Raw genomic sequence first — 16550 nt, forward strand, 5'->3', positions numbered from 1 at the left:
GAAGTCTTGACCTTAGGCTAGGTCATCTCTTCTTACAATGCCTTCGGTGCCCGTCATGCATGCCTTCAAACACCTCAAACGCGTGGTCACCGACTGGTTCCTCTGCGGGATGCTGATCGCCACGCTGCTGTCGTACATCTTCCCGCGCTTCGGTGCGACGGGTGGCACGATGCACGCCGAGTGGGTGATCAATATCGGCGTGTTCCTGGTGTTTTTCCTGCACGGGGTCAACCTGTCGAGCGAGCAGATCCGCCACGGATTGAAAAACTGGCGCCTGCACCTGATGGTCCAGAGCTTCACCTTTCTGGTGTTCCCGCTGATCTGGCTGGTCAGCGACAAGCTGCTGGGTTCACACATTCCGTCGCTGCTGATGCTCGGGTTCCTCTACCTGTGCGCCCTGCCCTCGACCATTTCCTCTTCCGTAGCCTTGACCGGCAGCGCCGGCGGCAACGTGCCGGCGGCGATTCTCAACGCCAGCCTGTCCAGCGTGCTGGGGATTTTCCTCACGCCGTTGCTGGTGAGCCTGGTGGTGGGCAGCGGTGCCGGCGGCATCGATCTGGGCTCAACCTTGCTCGATCTCTGCGTCATGTTGCTGCTGCCGCTGGTACTGGGTCAGTTACTGCGGCCGCTGTTCGGCAAGTTTTTCAGTCGCCACAAGCGCTACACCAACATCGTCGACAAACTGGTGATCCTGCTGCTGGTCTACGCGGCGTTCTGCAACTCGATGGTTTCCGGGATGTGGCAGCAACAGGGCAACACGGTGATTCTCAGCGCATTGGTCGGCAGTGCCGTGCTGCTGGCGATCATTCTGTGGATGACCACCCGCACCGCCCGAGCCCTGAAGTTCAGCCCCGCCGACGAGATCGCCGCAGTGTTCTGCGCCAGCAAAAAGTCCCTGGCCGCCGGGGCACCGATGGCCGCGCTGATCTTCGGCGCCAACCCGGGGCTGGGTCTGATCCTGTTGCCGATCATGATCTATCACCCGCTGCAACTGGTCGTCTGTTCGGTGATGGCCGAGAGTTATGCCAATCGCAATCGGGTATTGGCCGAGCAACAAAATACGGCGGCCCTCAGCGCTCAATAATCGCCGTCACACCCTGACCGCCGGCGGCGCAGATCGAGATCAATCCGCGCCCCTTCCCGGCGGCGTCCAGCAACTTGGCAAGGTTGGCGACGATTCGCCCGCCGGTCGCGGCAAACGGATGCCCGGCCGCCAGTGAACTGCCTTTGACGTTGAGCCGGCTGCGGTCGATCGAGCCTAGCGCGGCGTCAAGGCCGAGTCGGGTTTTGCAGTAGTCCGGGTCTTCCCAGGCCTTCAAGGTGCAGAGCACTTGCGCGGCGAAGGCTTCGTGGATTTCGTAATAGTCGAAGTCCTGCAAGGTCAGGCCGTTACGTGCCAGCAAACGCGGCACCGCGTAGACCGGCGCCATCAGCAATCCTTCGGCGCCATTGACGAAATCCACCGCCGCCGCTTCGCCGTCGCGCAAGTAAGCGAGGATCGGTAAGCCGCGCTCTTTCGCCCATTCCTCACTGCCGAGCAGCACCAGCGACGCGCCATCGGTCAGCGGTGTCGAGTTGCCGGCGGTGAGCGTGCCTTTACCGCTCTTTTCGAATGCCGGTTTCAACGACGCAAGTTTTTCCAGCGTCACGTCCGGGCGCAGGTTGTTGTCGCGGGTCAGGCCGAGGAACGGGGTCATCAGATCGTTCTGCCAGCCTTCGGCGTAAGCCGCGGCCATTTTCTGGTGGCTTTCCAGCGCCAGTTGATCCTGCTCGGCACGGGGAATGTTCCAGGTCTGCGCCATCAATTCGCAATGCTGCCCCATCGATAGCCCCGTACGCGGCTCGCCGTTACGCGGAAACTCGGGGATCAAATGCCGGGGGCGCAATTGCAGGAAAGTTTTCAGCTTGTCGCCGGTGCTCTTGGCCCGGTTGGCTTGCAGCAGAATCTTGCGCAAGCCGTCGCTGACACTGATCGGCGCATCCGACGTGGTGTCGACACCACCGGCAATGCCGCAGTCGATCTGCCCCAGGGCAATCTTGTTCGCCACCAGCAACGCCGCTTCCAGCCCTGTGCCGCAGGCCTGCTGAATGTCGTAGGCCGGGGTGGTGGGTGACAACCGCGAGCCGAGCACGCATTCGCGGGTCAAGTTGAGGTCCCGGGAAAGCTTGAGCACCGCCCCCGCCACCACTTCGCCCATGCGCAGGCCATGCAGGTTGTAGCGCTCGATCAAGCCTTCGAGCGCCGCCGTCAGCATTGCCTGGTTGCTGGCGGTTGCATACGGCCCGTTGGAACGAGCGAAAGGAATGCGATTACCGCCGATGATCGCGACGCGGCGCAGCTGAGTCATGAAAAGCTCCCTATCAATATCTGAATGTAAAAACAGGACCTTGTGGGAGCGAGCTTGCTCGCGATGAGGCCGGCACATTCAAAGTTTTTGCCGGCTGACACACCGTAATCGCGAGCAAGCTCGCTCCCACAGGTACTGCATTCCCATGCCAGTTGCGCATTCACCCGAATGCCCTGCCAACCAACAAAAAACCCGGATTCAAACTAATCTGCTGTGATCAAGCGTAGGCCTTATCTCGCGGATCGAACGACTGATCGCGATTCATGGTCCACACCTTGAACCCCCACTGCCGGAGAGCCTTCCATGTCTGACCGCTATATCGACTTCGCCAATTCGGCCCTCGGCCACCGCCTGGTCGGGGCCCTTGGCCTGCCGTCGCCGGTTCGTCTGGAACGCTGGGAGGCCGGTCGCCTGCGCCCCGTCAATGGCGCGCTGCTGATCGGTGGCGGCTCGTTGTCACAGAACGTCAGCGCGTTCGCCAATAAACTCACCGAGCAGATTTACAGTTACGGATCGGAACCCTTGCTGGCCCAGGCGTGGATTCCAGGCCATGGGCCCAAGCTCAAAGCCGTGGTGTTCGATGCCAGTGACCTGATGCAGACCGGGCAACTCAAGCAACTGCGCGAGTTCTTTCAGCCGCTGATGAAAAACCTCGAGCACAGCGCCCATCTGGTGATTTTCGGGCGTGCACCGGAGACCTTGAGCGACCCGTTCGCCGCCAGTGCCCAACGCGCACTCGAAGGCTTCAGTCGCTCGCTGGCCAAAGAGTTGCGCAGTGGCGGCACCTTGCAGTTGCTGTATGTCGGGGCCGGGGCTGAAGACCAACTCGAAGGGGCGCTGCGGTTTTTCCTCTCGCCCAAAAGTGCTTATGTCTCGGGACAGGTGGTGCGGCTGAACGCTTGCGACACTCAGGTCCAGGACTGGACTCGGCCGTTGGCGGGACGCACGGCGCTGGTCACTGGTGCCGCTCGCGGGATCGGCGCGTCGATCGCCGAAACCCTGGCCCGCGATGGTGCGCAGGTGGTGCTGCTGGATGTGCCACCGGCCAAGACCGACCTCGATGCCCTCGCCGCCCGCCTTGGTGGCCACAGCATCACCCTCGATATCTGCGCCGAAGACGCCGCCACGCAAATGATCGAGCAATTGCCGAATGGCATCGACATTGTGGTCCATAACGCGGGCATCACCCGCGATAAAACCCTGGCCAACATGACGCCGGAATTCTGGGATGCAGTGCTCGCCGTGAACCTGAATGCACCGCAAGTGCTGACCAAAGCACTGCTCGACAGTGGCGCCCTGCACGATAACGGTCGGGTGATTCTGCTGGCGTCGATCAGCGGCATCGCCGGCAATCGCGGGCAAACCAATTACGCCGCGAGCAAGGCCGGGCTGATTGGCCTGGCGCAGGCCTGGGCGCCACTGTTGGCTGCGCGCGGAATCAGCATCAACGCTGTCGCCCCAGGCTTTATCGAAACTCGAATGACCGCGCAGGTTCCGTTTACCTTGCGTGAGGCGGGGCGACGCATGAGTTCACTGGGCCAAGGCGGACTGCCGCAAGACGTCGCTGAAGCCGTGGCCTGGCTTGCCCAACCCGGCAGCGGCGCGGTCAGCGGACAAGCGCTGCGAGTGTGTGGGCAAAGTGTATTGGGGGCCTGAACATGGAAACAGATTGGCATTCACAGAGCAGAACGCCGTACATGCCCGAGTTGTATTGGCGAGCGGCGACGCGGCGCAAGATCACCGGCACCACCTTGCCCGAGGATGGCTTTCGTTGCTGGGTCAACGTTGACCCCAAGCGCCTGGCCGCCTATCGCAAGGTGTGCGGGTTTACCGATAACGGCCTGTTGCCACCGACCTATCCTCATGTGCTGGCGTTCGCCTTGCAGATGCAATTGCTCACTGCCAGTGCGTTTCCGTTTCCATTGCTGGGGCTGGTTCACCTGGCCAATCGCATCCGCATTCTGCGTCCCTTGGGCGCAGTCGCTCGAGTACGGGTAAGCGTGCGGGTGCAGAACCTGCAACCCCACGCCAAGGGCGCGGTGTTTGAGCTGATCACCACGATTGACGACGCACTCGGGCCGCTCTGGGAAGCCGAAAGCCAGATGCTCTGCAAAGGCGTGAAGCTTCCCGGCGAGGTGATTGAGCCTACGACGGATTCTGCCCTGAGCATGAACGAGGTCACCCGCTGGTGGGCGCCCAGTGAAATTGGCCGGCGCTACGCCAGGGTTTCCGGTGACTACAACCCGATTCACCTGAGCGCTGTCAGCGCCAGACTCTTCGGTTTCCCCCGGGCCATCGCCCACGGCTTGTGGATCAAGGCCCGCACCCTCGCGGCCCTGAGCGGGCATCTGCCGACGTCGAACATCGAGATTGCCGTGCAGTTCAAGAAACCGGTGCGTTTGCCCAGCGAGGTCTACTTGCTGGCCAGCGCTGCCGGCTCGAGCGGTGACTTCAAGGTGATCGGCGCCGGGGATCTGGAACACATGCTCGGCACCTGGCGACCGCTTGCCTGAGGCAGCTCAGTCGCGCCGAATCAGCCGCGCCGGATAAAAAACACACCCGCCATGACCAACACCAGCCCGGCAATTTTGCCGGCGCTGACGGGGGCTTCGCGAAACCCGGCCCAGCCGAAATGATCCAGGGTCATCGCCATCCCCAGTTGCCCCGCCAGCACCAGCGCCATGAACAGCATGGCGCCAATGCGCGGCCCGGCGAAAGCGGCCGTGGTAATAAAAAATGCGCCGAGCAGACCACCGCTCCAGTGCCACCAGGTCAGGCTTTTGAGTGTCTCCAATGCCGGGGTTTCGCGCTGGATCAGGACCAGCAGCAACAACGCTACGGTGCCGACAAAAAACGAAATCAGCGCGGCGGCCAGTACGCTCGACACCTGTTTGGCCAGTTGGCCATTGATACCGGCTTGCAGCGGCAAAAACGCACCCGCGACAAAAGGCAGGCAAAGCAACCACCAGACGGGGGCCGGCATGCTGTTCTCCATTGAGTGAATGAGGCGCGCAGTATACGCCGCGCCTTATCCGCTACCGCCACAAACAAAACGACCCGCTCATGGCGGGTCGTTTGGGTGACAGTCAATCAATCAGAAGTCGTAGCGAACCTTGGCGGTAAAGGTGTCTGCATTGAAGTCGGCTCTGGTCAGGTAATCGTACGAACCGCCCACGCTCCAGGCACCAATCCGATAGGTGGCACCCAGACCCAGTTCATAACTGTCACGCGCAGGTTTCGCACCGCTGGTGGTGAACGGTGTGCCGCCGAGCACAAAGGTCGAGGTCGTGTTGGCCTGGTCACCGATGAAGTCGTGCCATGCCATGGCCTTGGCTTCGGGTTGGAGGCTGCCGGCGCCGACATCGAAGGCCGCGGCCAGGCGTGCACCGAGGCCCATCTCACCCACTTCATAACGCTGGCTGCCGACGCTCAGCGCGGCCGAACTACCTTTCTCGCGGTACGCATCGATCGCTACGTTGGCATAGCGCGCACCGATCTGCGGCTCCAGCAACACCTGCTGATTGAAGCGCAAGGTGTAACCGGCCAACGCGTTCACTCCGAAGATATCACTGTCGTAATCGCCCTTGGCACGAGTGCCGGCGATGTAGCGTTTGGACTCGTTGGTGTTCCAGCCATAGGTCAGCGAGGTGTCGACGAAGAAGTTGTCGTGGTTCCAGTTGCCGTACAGCGTCAACGCGTTACCGATGACGTCGGTCTTGCTCCCGGCGTCGGACGTCACGTTGCTGTTCAGGTAGCTGTAAGCGATACCCAGCGTGGTGTCGGCATTCAACTGACCGTCAGCCCCCACCGCGACACCCTGACTGTTGGCGCTATAACCGGCGACACCGCCGCGCGAACCTTGATCGGCGTCGCTGTTCAAGGCTTGCAGCCACACGCCTTTTTCGGCCAACACATCACCCGAGGACAAACCGCTGCGGGCACTGCTGGAGCGCGTGTTGATCGCGTTCGAGACCAGTGCCTGACCGTTGGTGGACGCCTGTATAACGCCACGGCTCACGTCCGGGCCGAGCTTTTCGGAAAGCTTCGCCAACTGCGCATCGCTGCTGGCGTTGGCGAAGGCGCTGAACACCGGGTCCTGATCGTTCAGTTGACTCATCACCGCGCTCGACACTTGCCCGACCGCCGCTGCACCGTTCGATGAACCACCGGCGTTCAGCACATTCTGTTTGACCACCTCCTCGCTCTTGGTGCTGACCAGCGCCTTCACGTCATTGCCTTCGACACCGTAGCTTTTGACTTCCAGCAACGCCGAGGACGACGACACTTTCAGGTTCTCGCCGCCTTCCAGCTTGCCCGAGCTGATCAAGGTGTAGCGGGTACCACCATCAGCCGTACGGAAGTCCTCGGAGCGCGCTTTCAACTCAAGGCGAGCACCTGGGCCGATGTCCGCCAGGCCGGTGACCTTCAGCACCGGAAGATTGGGGTTGGTGTCGTTGCCCAGGAACATATGCAACACCGATTCCGGCTCTTCCATATCAAATTCGCCGATGATCGTGGTGTGGGCTTGTTGCAGCGTCAGCTCGCCCTTTTCCACCGTGACGTAGCCGGCCTTGATGGTCGAACCGTCGAAATTCACATCGCCATTGATTTTCACGCCGGAAAGGCCCATCAGGTTGCCTTTGACGTTACCGCCATCCCAGTAGAAATAAGCTTTTCCGTCATCGACCTGAATGGCCGCGTCACCGCCCTCGATCGTGCCATAGCCTTGACCGATCGACAGGAGGCGGTCGGTGACCGGCTGGTTGCTGACATGAATGCCAAGACTTTCGCCAGAGATCAGGCCTCTGTTGTAAATGCTGTACGTTCTGATACTTGGGTCCGGCTTGAACGTAGCACCATCAAGTGTCAACGCCACGGCATTGGCGCCCGTGGCCTTCAGCGTACGGCTGTTGGACACCGGCATCCCTTGTGTGGTGCCTTGGAGCAACATCGCGCGCGCATTCGGGCCGCTGGCCGTGACGGAGCCTTCGTTGATAACCCCGTTGCCCATGCGGGAACCGATCAGGGCCACCCCCGTCGCGTTCATCCCGCTGACGGCGATATCACCTGAATTCTGGACGTTGTAGGTAACAATGCTGCCCTGATCCTTGATGCCATAAGACTCGCCGGCATCCGCCAGGCCGTTGACCTTGATCGAGCCTTCGTTGGTCAGGTTGTAGTTGAAACGTGAACCTCCCCAACGTCCCGGCTCGACGCTGATGCCGGTGCCGTGGGTTGCGCCGTCGATGCTGATCGAACCCTTGTTTTTCAGGTCGGACCCGGTCGTCACACCGATGAAGTGCGCCGCCGTGGTGGGTGTTTTCGGGTTGCTTTCAACAACGTTCGCGCTGCCAATGAGGTTGAGGGAATCGTAATACTGCTGGGTATCGGTCAACGGCCCCTTACCCAGATCGTAATTGACAGGTGCGGCGATGGCAGAGCCGTGAATGGCGGCGGCAGCCACGGAAAGCGCCAACAACGAGCGGCGCAGACAAGAGGTGTTCAATGCAGATTCCCTTCAGAAGCAGGTAGAGGATGCGTTTTCAGCACGCACGCCCAACTTCTTTCAGGCATCCATACCGGCCAACCAGCGAGGGCTGGTTCAGGCGCGGGGAATATACAGGTGCCATCATTTAGACACCACTGAAAAATGCCAAATGAATGACGTCAGTTTTTACATCAGGGAAAGACCCGAATGCTCAAGGACTGACCCTCTGAATCCTCGGCCGAGGAAAAAGATTGTCCAGGGTTTCCAGCAGGCGCACGTGATAGACAGGTTTGCGGAACAGGTCCAGAACCTGCAAACGCAACAGGTCGCTGACATCGTCCATCTCGGCATGACCCGAGGTGACGATCACGGGTAAGTGTTGGCGGGAAGTGTGTTCGCGCAGGCGCCGGATCAGCGACATGCCGCTTTCCTCAGGCATGCGCAGATCAGTGATGACCAAAGCGATATCGGGGTGGCGGGTCAGGTGGTCCAGGGCCAATTTAACCGAAGTCGCGCTGAAGCAACAAAAGCCCTCGCCTTCCAGCAGTTCCGCAAGCTCCAGCAACGCGTCCTCTTCATCGTCAACCAGAAGTAACTGTTGCCGTGGTGGTGAAGAGGAGTTCATGGCCGGTCACCTGAGTACGAAGTTTGGAACCGCGCGTAACGTGTCATCAGTAGCGCTAACCGGTGAGTCATTGCGTGACAATAACCAACGGCACCGTTTCGCCATGCCCGTCATAGTGGCGGTTTAGAAATTGCCTTACCGCCCAAAGACGTCAGAACTGTATTGAAAACAATCAGTATCTGATCACCGATCGGCCCCACGAAAGCCACCAGAACAAGGGCCACCATCGCCACTATCAGCGCATATTCAATTGCCGAGGCACCTTCCGTCCGCTTAAAGAACAGGCGGGCTCTGAGCAACAAATATTCAAGGATCATACAACTACTCCTTTGCGCCATTGGCGTTGCTGTAACGTTATTGCGGCATGATTCCGATATGCCACCAGAGCATTGTCAACAAACCTTCCTCCAGCAACTGTAATAAGCAATTAATCACAAAGTATTAGCCGGAATGTTGGCGCCTGAAATTCCACGGTTTGACCGGGGTTGTCATACGGTTGTGAGTTATTTTTTGACCAGTGATGGCATTTTGATTTAGCTGCGCTACTTTCAAATAGCCAAATAGTTGCATGTTCATAGCTGCCTGATTGCGAATTAACTCGTTGAACGTCACGAGCCGATGGTGCAGCAGGAAAGGGAGAGCCGTCATGAACAGCCGCGTCACCATGGGTCTGGCCGGGCTACTGTTGGTCGCGGCCATTATTGTCGGATACTGGGGGTTGCTGCTGAGCCGGCAACCGGTAGCGACCGCCCCTGTCACCGTTGCGGTGGAAAAAACCGTTGCTAGCGCCGAAGACCAGACGCGCCAGGCCGTCGTCGTTCTGGTGCATGATGTCCTGCCGTTTACCCCCCTCACCGCCGCCGACCTGACCCTGGAAAGACTCCGCAGCGCTCCCGTCGGCAGCTTGAGCAGCCTGGACCAGGCCGTTGGCCGCACACCCTGGCGGCGCCTGAGCGCGGGCACCTGGCTGAGCAACGAGAGTTTCGAGGCCGGCGGCGCGCTAGCACGAATGATCCACAGCGATGAACGCGCGCTGGCGGTGGCAGTAGACGAAGTAATCGGCGCTGCCGGACAACTGATCCCGGGGGACTATGTCGACGTGCTGTTGTTCCTGCGTCAGGACGCCATCAACACGCAGCAATCGGCACAAATCGTGATTCCGGCCATGCGTGTGCTCGGCGTCGGTGAACAGTTTGGCTTGACCAACGACGGCAAGCCCGCCTCCCCTGCCGCCAGCGCCGACGAAAAACTCAAACAGGATCAACGCCGCATCGCGGCCCGCAGCGTCGTGCTGGCGGTGCCCGAACAGCTGCTCAGTCGAATGATGCTGGCGACTCAGGTCGGTACCTTGCGCCTGGCCGTACGCAGCAGCGAAGAACAGCTCCTGGCCAAATACTGGGCCGGTGAAAACGACTCATCCACCCGCCTGAGTAGCGCCAACAGTCAGCTATTCCAGTTCAATCAACTGGCCCAGGGCATCGCACCGAAAACCATCGTCCACGCGCGTCCGGTGGAGGTGTCGCGGCGTGCCATCGAGGTCATACGTGGCAACCAGGTCACCCAACAAACCCCTTGAATGCGCAAGGGTGCATGGCCTCAAAAACGGCAACTTCGACACACGCAACGGACTCTCACCATGAGCCAGAATCTGAGCCAGACGTTCCTTGCGATTACTCGCAACAGTACTGACCTTGAATGGTTGCAAGGCGCACTGGCGCCCTTGGGCCAAGTGGTCGGCGCCGGTGGCGGAAGCCTCGACGAACTGCTCGCGCTGGTCGACGTGACCTTCGCCAGCCTGGTGTTCATCGGCCTCGACCGCGAGCATGTGGTGGCCCAGAGCGCGTTGATCGAAGGCGCGCTGGAAGCCAAACCGATGCTGGCCATCGTCGCGTTGGGCGACGGCATGGACAATCAGCTGGTGCTCAATGCCATGCGCGCCGGGGCTCGGGATTTTGTTGCCTACGGCTCACGCGCCAGCGAAGTCTCGGGCCTGGTGCGACGTCTGAGCAAACGTCTGCCGCCTGTCGCAGCCAATACCCAAATGGGTGGCCTGACGGTGCTCTTTGGCACCCAAAGCAACGCCGACGGTGCCCTGCTCGCCGGGCACCTGGCCCTGGTGATCCAGAAGAGTGGCCAGCAAACCTTGTTGCTCGACCTCGGCCTGCCTCGTGGTGACAGCCTGGCGCTGTTGGGGCTGGAGAGTTCGTTCCATTTTGGTGATGCATTGCGGCATCTGCGGCGCCTTGATGCGACGCTGATCGACAGTGCCTTCACCAGCGCCGAAGCCGGATTGCGAATCCTCGCCTACGCCAGTCATGACGAACCGCTGGAGCGCACCAGCGCCGCCGAGCTGTACATGTTGCTCAGCGCCTTGCGCCAACACTTTCAACACATCGTGGTGAACCTCACCGGCCAGCCTGACAGCGAAGCCCTGCGCACCTTCGTCAGCCATTGCGACAAATTACTGTGGTACACCGACCAGAGCGTGCTCGACTGCCGACGCAACCTCACGGTGCTCAACCTGTGGCGCGAAAAAGGCATGAAGCTCGAACACGCGCGATTGCTGGTCGACCGTTACCTGCGCCACTCCGCCCCGGACGCCGACACCCTGGGCAAGACCTTTGGCCTCGAAGTCATCGCCGTCCTGGCCTACAGCCCCGAGGTTCGGCTCAACGCCAAAAACCAGGGCGTGACCCTGTTCGACCTGGCCCCCCGCGAGGTCCTGACCCAAAGCTTGCGCACCTTGGGTGAACGTCTGGCCAAGCACTCTGAAACGCTGACCACCCCCAAAATCAGCTGGCTGAATCGCTTGCGAGGCCACAAATGAGCAGTGAACAACTCTTCGGCGCACAGACTCAAAGCCCGATCGGCAACACCGACCACGAGGGCCTGAAACTGGTGCTGCATCGTTATGTCATCGATGCCATCGAAGAGTCGGGGAAAAACCTGCTGGAAGGCTCGCGCCAACTCCTTTCGCAATTCATCACCGACAAGGTCGCCGAATACATTGCCCGTTTGCACCTGGCGATTTCGCGCTACGAAATGGAGCGTCTGGCGGAAGAAATCGTCGACGAGCTCACCGGTTTCGGTCCACTGGAAGTACTGCTTCGCGACCCCACCGTGACCGAAATCCTGGTCAACGGCCCACACCGGGTGTTCATCGAACGTGACGGTGTATTGCACCAAAGCGACCTGCGCTTCATCGACGCTCATCATGTCGAACGGGTCATGCAGCGGATCCTCGCGCCACTCGGGCGGCGTCTGGACGAGTCGTCGCCGATGGTCGATGCGCGCATGCCGGACGGCAGCCGGGTCAATGCGATCATCCCGCCCATTGCGCTGGACGGGCCGTGCCTGTCGATTCGTAAATTCCGCAAGGACATGCTTAAAAGCAGCGACCTGATGGCGATGCAAACCATTGACCAGGCGATTTTCGACTTCATCGAGAAAGCCGTCGGCAAACGCTGCAACATCTTGATCAGCGGCGGGACCGGCACCGGTAAAACCACACTGCTGAACATCCTCAGTCAACTGATCGATTCTCACGAACGCCTGGTGACCATCGAAGATGTCGCCGAACTGCAACTGGGCCACCCTCACGTCGTGCGACTGGAAACTCGCCCGCCGAACGCCGAGGGCCACGGCGAAGTGAAAGCCAGCGACCTGATCCGCAACGCCCTGCGGATGCGCCCAGACCGAATAATCCTTGGCGAAATCCGTGGCGTTGAAGTGCTCGACGTACTGACCGCCATGAACACCGGTCACGACGGCTCGATGAGCACCGTCCACGCCAACAATGCTCAGGACGCACTGTTGCGCCTGGAGACGTTGGTGGGCCTGACCGGACGTCAGATCGCCGAACGCACGCTACGGCAGATGATTTGCGCGGCACTCGACGTGGTGATTCAACTGACGCGCCTGCCCGATGGCCGGCGCTGCGTCAGCGAGGTGGTGGAAGTGGTGGGGATCCGCGAGGACATCTACGTCACCAACACCCTGTTTCGTTTCGATCGACGGACCGGTTTCGGCTTCCTGCGCGAGGCGCTCAACCCCGCCGGCGACAAGTTGCGCCATGAGTTGTCTCTGCCCCTTAACTGACTTGACGAGGCTTGCGCGATGATCGGCCCGATACTGCTGAGCCTGATGTTCGTGGTGTTGCTGGGGCTGTCGATGTGGCTGTTCTACCAAGGCCTGCGCAAGACCGGCAACGAACGCGTGCTGAATCGCCTTGCTCAGGGGCAACCGCAACTGATCGTCGAAAACCCGACGTGGGCCAACCTTGAGCGCACCTTTGTGCGCGCAGGCCTGGGCCGCCCGACCGAGCGTCTGCCGCTATGGCTGGGATTTTGGGTGTTTATCGGTCTGCTCGGTTTTATGCTGGACGGCTGGCTGGGACTGCTGACACTGTTAGTCCTGCAACCCTTGATTCTGCGCCTGTACATTGCCTGGCGTTATCGACGTCGCCTGAGGCGAATGATCGAGCAGTTGCCGCCGTTGCTCGATCACACCATACGCAGCCTCAAATCCGGCCGCACCCTGGCCGACGCGGTGATGGGCAGTATCGACGCCAGCGCCGACCCGCTTAAAAGAGCGATGGGACGAATTCAGCGCAACGTGCAATTGGGGATCAACCTGCCCGACGCCGTGCACGATTTTGCCGAGTTTTACGACCAGGACGAACTGCGCATGTTTGCCCTGGGATTGAAGGTCAATCACCGTTACGGCGGCAACGCCAGCGAGCTGCTGGAGAACCTGATGAAGCTGATTCGCGAACGCGAGCAAGGCGCCCGTCAGCTTCGGGCCATGACCGGCGAAACACGAATGACCTCCTGGGTACTGGGGGCCTTGCCCCTGCTCATTGCGAGTTACTTCATGCTGACCAACCCCGGTTACATGCTAAGCATGTGGCACGACCCTGCCGGCCAGCACATGCTGATCGCCGCGGTTGGCTTACAGATCGTCGGGTGCCTGGCGCTGTGGCGCATGTTACGGAGTGTCTGAGATGGCCTTACTGGTGAGCGCCTTGCTGTTTCTGGGAGCCATAGCGCTGGTGCTCGGCCATCTGCTGGAACAGCGACGACGCGCGCGGCACGTCACCCAACGCCTGCAAGGGCATGTGGCGCACGACAACACTTTCGGCACCTGGCTACTAGCACTCGGCAACAGCCGGTTTGGCCAACGCTCGCTCAGCATCGACAGTGAAACCCAGACCTTGCTCGCACGCCTGGGTTGGCGCAAATCCAGCGAGCGCTCCTTATTCGCCGCGTGCCAGGTCGGCACGCCTCTGCTGCTGCTCGGGCTGGCGGTGTTCTTTCAACAGGTGTTCTACCCCACCGTGCAAAACCACTGGCTTGCGCCGTTACTGGGCGCCGGCCTGGGTTATCTCTTGCCCAAACGGCTATTGGCCTATGCGGTAAAACGTCGGCAAAAAAACATTGCCATCGAGATCTCGACGTTCATCCCACTGCTGCGGATTCTCTTCGAATCGGGCATGGCCGTAGAGCAGTCACTGCGAGTGCTCAGCAGCGAGGCGCATAAACTGCTGCCGGAGCTGACCAGCGAACTACGGCTGATCCTGACTCGGGTCGACTCCGGCCTGGAACTCGGCCAGGAGCTGCACCAGACCGCGACACTGCTGGCGGTAGATGAACTCACCGACACCTGCGTGATCCTCCAGCAACTGATCCATCAGGGCGGCGGCGCCATGAAATCGCTGCTCACGCTCAAGCAATTGCTCGACGACCGGCGCCTGACACACCAGCAGGAATACATCTCGAAAATGTCCGCCAAAATGTCCGTGGTAATGATGCTGTTCCTGTTTCCCGCCTTGCTGATCGTTTTGGCCGGCCCGGGGTTCACTGCTATTGGCCGGGCGTTTGGGTCTTAGAATCGCGTCATAGGTTTTTATACAACGTTGAAATACGACGGGTGAGTCGCCCGTAGCAGCTGTCGAGCCTGCGAGGCTGCGTTCGGCCGCAAAGCGGTCGCTGAATCAGACAACGCGTTTTTACAGGTAATCCGCGTACGCAGGATTTGCGAGGACTTCGTCCTCGAACGCAGCCTCGCAGGCTCGACAGCTGCTACGGCGGGAGTCCTACACCGTATTTCAACATTGAAAAATCGCAGTCCCAAGCGACTAAGGTTTGACGACATACTCCGCCGGTTCTTCAGGGTCCATATTGTCCAGCGCTCGATCCACCAACAGCCGGATCCCGTCGATCATCCTGCAAATACCTAGCGCCACATTGCGTCGAGACCCTTCGATCTCGAACGCCAGGTCAGCGGCCATGGCCTTGACCGAGGCCAGGTCCTCCGAAGCGTTCGCCAGCAGGCTTTCATTGTCGATACCCGGGTTGACCGCAAACAACCGATCCGAATGCAGATCGCTGAAACGCAGCTTCGACAGGGTCGGTTTCAGGTAATGATCGAGGGCGCGATGGGCAGCGTCGTGGAGCTTTTTTGAGTCGGGGGAGTCGTAGGGGGAAACGTCGTCGTGTTCGGGGGGATTGGGAGTTTCTTTAATCATGGCGTATCTCCGAGTTTGAATGGAGCTGCCACTGATCGCCGCGACGCGATTGAAGGTGGCAGCTGTACGCAGGTTCGCGGACCGAGACTCGAATACCCGGCATACCCGAAGGTATCCCGCGCACAGCCACCATGACACGCAACAACAAGCACGTTAAAAACGCCTGCAGTTGAGCCGAGTGATTATGCATCAAGTTAACGGGCCGCGACGCCCGGACGCTGAATTGGCAGCGACGTTTGAAGGCTAGAGGTGGCGCTTCCGAGCGGCAACCCTAAAGACTTGTCGGAGATTTCTATCGTTCCCACGCTCTGCGTGGGAATGTATCCCCTGACGCTCTGCGTCAGCTCGTGAAGCGGAACGCGGAGCGTCCCTGGCGGCATTCCCACACGGAGCGTGGGAACGATCTAAAGCTGTGCACGCCCCAACCACTCAGGCCGGCTGTCAGGCCGCCGTGCTCTGCTTTTGATCCACCCGCCCCTTCGGCAGGCCGAGTGGAGGTGTTCATCAGGGGGTGGGCGCGCAGCGCCGTACGGCGCAGCCGGACACATCGAGAGGAGGTCGTCGCGAAGCAGACCGTAGGCGATGCCCCCTGATGGACACCGTAGCGAGGGAACGCCGAGCCTAAGCGAGGTGCCGTACGCTCGGGGCGAGACCTTTTGGTTCCTTTTGTGTCGTCTGACAAAAGGGACTCGCCGTAAGGGCGAAACCATAAGCAGCCGTTACCGCAGCAACGGATATGTACACCAAAACCTAGTGCGCCGTAACCCGCCCCCCAGAACTCCCCGGCGACAAAGCCAACGCCAACTGCGTCCGATTATGCATATGCGTCAACCGCAACACCTGCGACACATACAACTTCACCGTGTTCTCGGTAATCCCCAACTCACAGGCAATCTGATAATTGGTCTGCCCCTTGCCCACCAACCGCGCAACATCCAATTGACGAGGCGACAACTGATCAAAGATCGCCGGCATCTGATCAACCTCCCCACCCGACGGCACAAGCGGAGCACGACGAACTTTATCAAGGTCCTGATAAAGGTCATCGATCGATTCGGAAAGGTCTTGCAGCTTCTGAGTCAAATGCCCCAACTGCACACTTTTTTGCCGCTCCTGAAGCGCAACTTCCTGGCGCTGCAGGCCTTCCAGCAGCTCATCCAGGTCAATCGGTTTCTGGTAGTAGTCGGCGATCCCGGCGCGCAGGGCCTTGATCACATCCTGTTTGTCGGCGCGCCCGGTGAGCATGATGGCTTCGAATGCCCGGTGCTTGCCGGCAATGCGTTGCAGCTCCTGAACCAGTTGAATACCGTCGAGCCCGGGCATGTGCAAATCACAGAGGACCAGGCCGATATCGGCGTCTTCACCAAAACGTACGATGGCTTGCTCGCTGGACTCACAAGGGACGCAACGGTAGCCGCTGCTTTCAAGAAACTCGCAAAGCTCTTCCACGATCAGCGGTTGATCGTCGACCACCAGCACTTTTACCGCAGAGGTAGGCTTGTTCACGTGCGCCTCCATGCCCTGTCCGAAGACTGTCACTTCCTGTACCGACAGCGGCGAGCT

Annotated in this window: 16 protein-coding genes; 8 read left to right on the forward strand and 8 right to left on the reverse strand. The window is 60.1% G+C overall.

The features are described from left to right. The first annotated feature begins 55 nt into the window (after positions 1-55). The gene (locus AC1DIG_RS19455; RefSeq protein ID WP_477768605.1) at positions 56-1084 is read left to right on the forward strand and encodes a bile acid:sodium symporter family protein; all 1029 of its coding nucleotides are present in this window, start codon (positions 56-58) and stop codon (positions 1082-1084) included. On the opposite strand, the gene AC1DIG_RS19460 is transcribed toward AC1DIG_RS19455, so the two are convergent. Continuing rightward, positions 1071-2348 carry an acetyl-CoA C-acetyltransferase gene (locus AC1DIG_RS19460; protein ID WP_477768606.1) on the reverse strand — a complete coding sequence of 426 codons (1278 nt, stop codon included), beginning with the start codon at positions 2346-2348 and terminating at the stop codon, positions 1071-1073. The genes AC1DIG_RS19455 and AC1DIG_RS19460 overlap by 14 nt on opposite strands. Positions 2349-2651: 303 nt before the next feature. Here AC1DIG_RS19460 and AC1DIG_RS19465 point away from each other — a divergent pair, with 303 nt between their 5' ends. Further along, on the forward strand, positions 2652-4004 hold the full coding sequence (locus AC1DIG_RS19465; RefSeq protein ID WP_477768607.1) for a 3-oxoacyl-ACP reductase: 1353 nt from the start codon (positions 2652-2654) through the stop codon (positions 4002-4004). A 2-nt stretch (positions 4005-4006) separates the two neighbouring features. Continuing rightward, positions 4007-4861, forward strand: a complete 855-nt coding sequence (locus AC1DIG_RS19470) for a MaoC family dehydratase (RefSeq protein ID WP_477768608.1) — start codon at positions 4007-4009, stop codon at positions 4859-4861. Between the two features lie 20 nt (positions 4862-4881). Here the strand turns inward: AC1DIG_RS19470 and AC1DIG_RS19475 are convergent, their stop codons facing one another. From AC1DIG_RS19475 to AC1DIG_RS19495, 5 genes are all read right to left on the reverse strand, one after another. Further along, complete coding sequence (locus AC1DIG_RS19475; protein ID WP_477768609.1) at positions 4882-5331, reverse strand: DMT family transporter; 450 nt, start codon at positions 5329-5331, stop codon at positions 4882-4884. Positions 5332-5442: 111 nt separating this feature from the next. Next, positions 5443-7854, reverse strand: a complete 2412-nt coding sequence (locus AC1DIG_RS19480) for an autotransporter family protein (protein WP_477768610.1) — start codon at positions 7852-7854, stop codon at positions 5443-5445. Positions 7855-8047: 193 nt separating this feature from the next. Next, positions 8048-8461 (reverse strand): response regulator, encoded by a 414-nt coding sequence (locus tag AC1DIG_RS19485; protein WP_477768611.1) that lies wholly within the window; start codon positions 8459-8461, stop codon positions 8048-8050. 110 nt (positions 8462-8571) lie between these two features. Continuing rightward, positions 8572-8778, reverse strand: coding sequence for a Flp family type IVb pilin (locus AC1DIG_RS19490; RefSeq protein ID WP_477768612.1), 207 nt, complete (start codon positions 8776-8778; stop codon positions 8572-8574). Between the two features lie 124 nt (positions 8779-8902). Then, positions 8903-9109 (reverse strand): hypothetical protein, encoded by a 207-nt coding sequence (locus AC1DIG_RS19495; RefSeq protein ID WP_477768613.1) that lies wholly within the window; start codon positions 9107-9109, stop codon positions 8903-8905. Here AC1DIG_RS19495 and cpaB point away from each other — a divergent pair. From cpaB to AC1DIG_RS19520, 5 genes are read left to right on the forward strand one after another with little or no spacing between them, the layout of a single operon-like run. Further along, a complete protein-coding gene (gene cpaB / locus AC1DIG_RS19500; protein ID WP_477768614.1) occupies positions 9108-10037 on the forward strand; it encodes a Flp pilus assembly protein CpaB in 930 nt (309 codons plus the stop codon). The two genes, AC1DIG_RS19495 and cpaB, sit on opposite strands and share 2 nt — an antisense overlap. 60 nt (positions 10038-10097) lie before the next feature. Then, positions 10098-11288 (forward strand): CpaE/TadZ family protein, encoded by a 1191-nt coding sequence (locus AC1DIG_RS19505; RefSeq protein WP_477768615.1) that lies wholly within the window; start codon positions 10098-10100, stop codon positions 11286-11288. Next, positions 11285-12559 carry a CpaF family protein gene (locus tag AC1DIG_RS19510; protein WP_477768616.1) on the forward strand — a complete coding sequence of 425 codons (1275 nt, stop codon included), beginning with the start codon at positions 11285-11287 and terminating at the stop codon, positions 12557-12559. Before AC1DIG_RS19505 ends, AC1DIG_RS19510 begins: the two co-directional genes overlap by 4 nt. A gap of 18 nt (positions 12560-12577) precedes the next feature. Further along, positions 12578-13462 carry a type II secretion system F family protein gene (locus AC1DIG_RS19515; RefSeq protein ID WP_477768617.1) on the forward strand — a complete coding sequence of 295 codons (885 nt, stop codon included), beginning with the start codon at positions 12578-12580 and terminating at the stop codon, positions 13460-13462. Position 13463: 1 nt separating this feature from the next. Further along, the gene (locus AC1DIG_RS19520; RefSeq protein WP_477768618.1) at positions 13464-14348 is read left to right on the forward strand and encodes a type II secretion system F family protein; all 885 of its coding nucleotides are present in this window, start codon (positions 13464-13466) and stop codon (positions 14346-14348) included. Between the two features lie 249 nt (positions 14349-14597). On the opposite strand, the gene AC1DIG_RS19525 is transcribed toward AC1DIG_RS19520, so the two are convergent. Both AC1DIG_RS19525 and AC1DIG_RS19530 read right to left on the reverse strand, forming a co-directional pair. Beyond that, positions 14598-14987, reverse strand: a complete 390-nt coding sequence (locus AC1DIG_RS19525; protein ID WP_427529436.1) for a DUF6124 family protein — start codon at positions 14985-14987, stop codon at positions 14598-14600. Positions 14988-15737: 750 nt separating this feature from the next. Further along, positions 15738-16493: a response regulator transcription factor gene (locus tag AC1DIG_RS19530; protein ID WP_477768619.1), complete on the reverse strand. Its 756-nt coding sequence runs from the start codon at positions 16491-16493 to the stop codon at positions 15738-15740. Between the last annotated feature and the right edge of the window lie 57 nt (positions 16494-16550).

It is taken from the genome of Pseudomonas sp. 05N431, from assembly GCF_056397005.1.

Excerpts from the sequence above, each read along its gene's own strand:
- AC1DIG_RS19525 (WP_427529436.1), bottom strand. The coding sequence starts at position 14,987 with ATGATTAAAGAAACTCCCAATCCCCCCGAACACGACGACGTTTCCCCC.
- AC1DIG_RS19490 (WP_477768612.1), bottom strand. The coding sequence starts at position 8,778 with ATGATCCTTGAATATTTGTTGCTCAGAGCCCGCCTGTTCTTTAAGCGG.
- AC1DIG_RS19515 (WP_477768617.1), top strand. The coding sequence starts at position 12,578 with ATGATCGGCCCGATACTGCTGAGCCTGATGTTCGTGGTGTTGCTGGGG.
- AC1DIG_RS19475 (WP_477768609.1), bottom strand. The coding sequence starts at position 5,331 with ATGCCGGCCCCCGTCTGGTGGTTGCTTTGCCTGCCTTTTGTCGCGGGT.
- AC1DIG_RS19460 (WP_477768606.1), bottom strand. The coding sequence starts at position 2,348 with ATGACTCAGCTGCGCCGCGTCGCGATCATCGGCGGTAATCGCATTCCT.
- AC1DIG_RS19455 (WP_477768605.1), top strand. The coding sequence starts at position 56 with ATGCATGCCTTCAAACACCTCAAACGCGTGGTCACCGACTGGTTCCTC.
- AC1DIG_RS19470 (WP_477768608.1), top strand. The coding sequence starts at position 4,007 with ATGGAAACAGATTGGCATTCACAGAGCAGAACGCCGTACATGCCCGAG.
- AC1DIG_RS19465 (WP_477768607.1), top strand. The coding sequence starts at position 2,652 with ATGTCTGACCGCTATATCGACTTCGCCAATTCGGCCCTCGGCCACCGC.
- AC1DIG_RS19510 (WP_477768616.1), top strand. The coding sequence starts at position 11,285 with ATGAGCAGTGAACAACTCTTCGGCGCACAGACTCAAAGCCCGATCGGC.
- AC1DIG_RS19505 (WP_477768615.1), top strand. The coding sequence starts at position 10,098 with ATGAGCCAGAATCTGAGCCAGACGTTCCTTGCGATTACTCGCAACAGT.
- cpaB (WP_477768614.1), top strand. The coding sequence starts at position 9,108 with ATGAACAGCCGCGTCACCATGGGTCTGGCCGGGCTACTGTTGGTCGCG.
- AC1DIG_RS19495 (WP_477768613.1), bottom strand. The coding sequence starts at position 9,109 with ATGACGGCTCTCCCTTTCCTGCTGCACCATCGGCTCGTGACGTTCAAC.
- AC1DIG_RS19520 (WP_477768618.1), top strand. The coding sequence starts at position 13,464 with ATGGCCTTACTGGTGAGCGCCTTGCTGTTTCTGGGAGCCATAGCGCTG.
- AC1DIG_RS19485 (WP_477768611.1), bottom strand. The coding sequence starts at position 8,461 with ATGAACTCCTCTTCACCACCACGGCAACAGTTACTTCTGGTTGACGAT.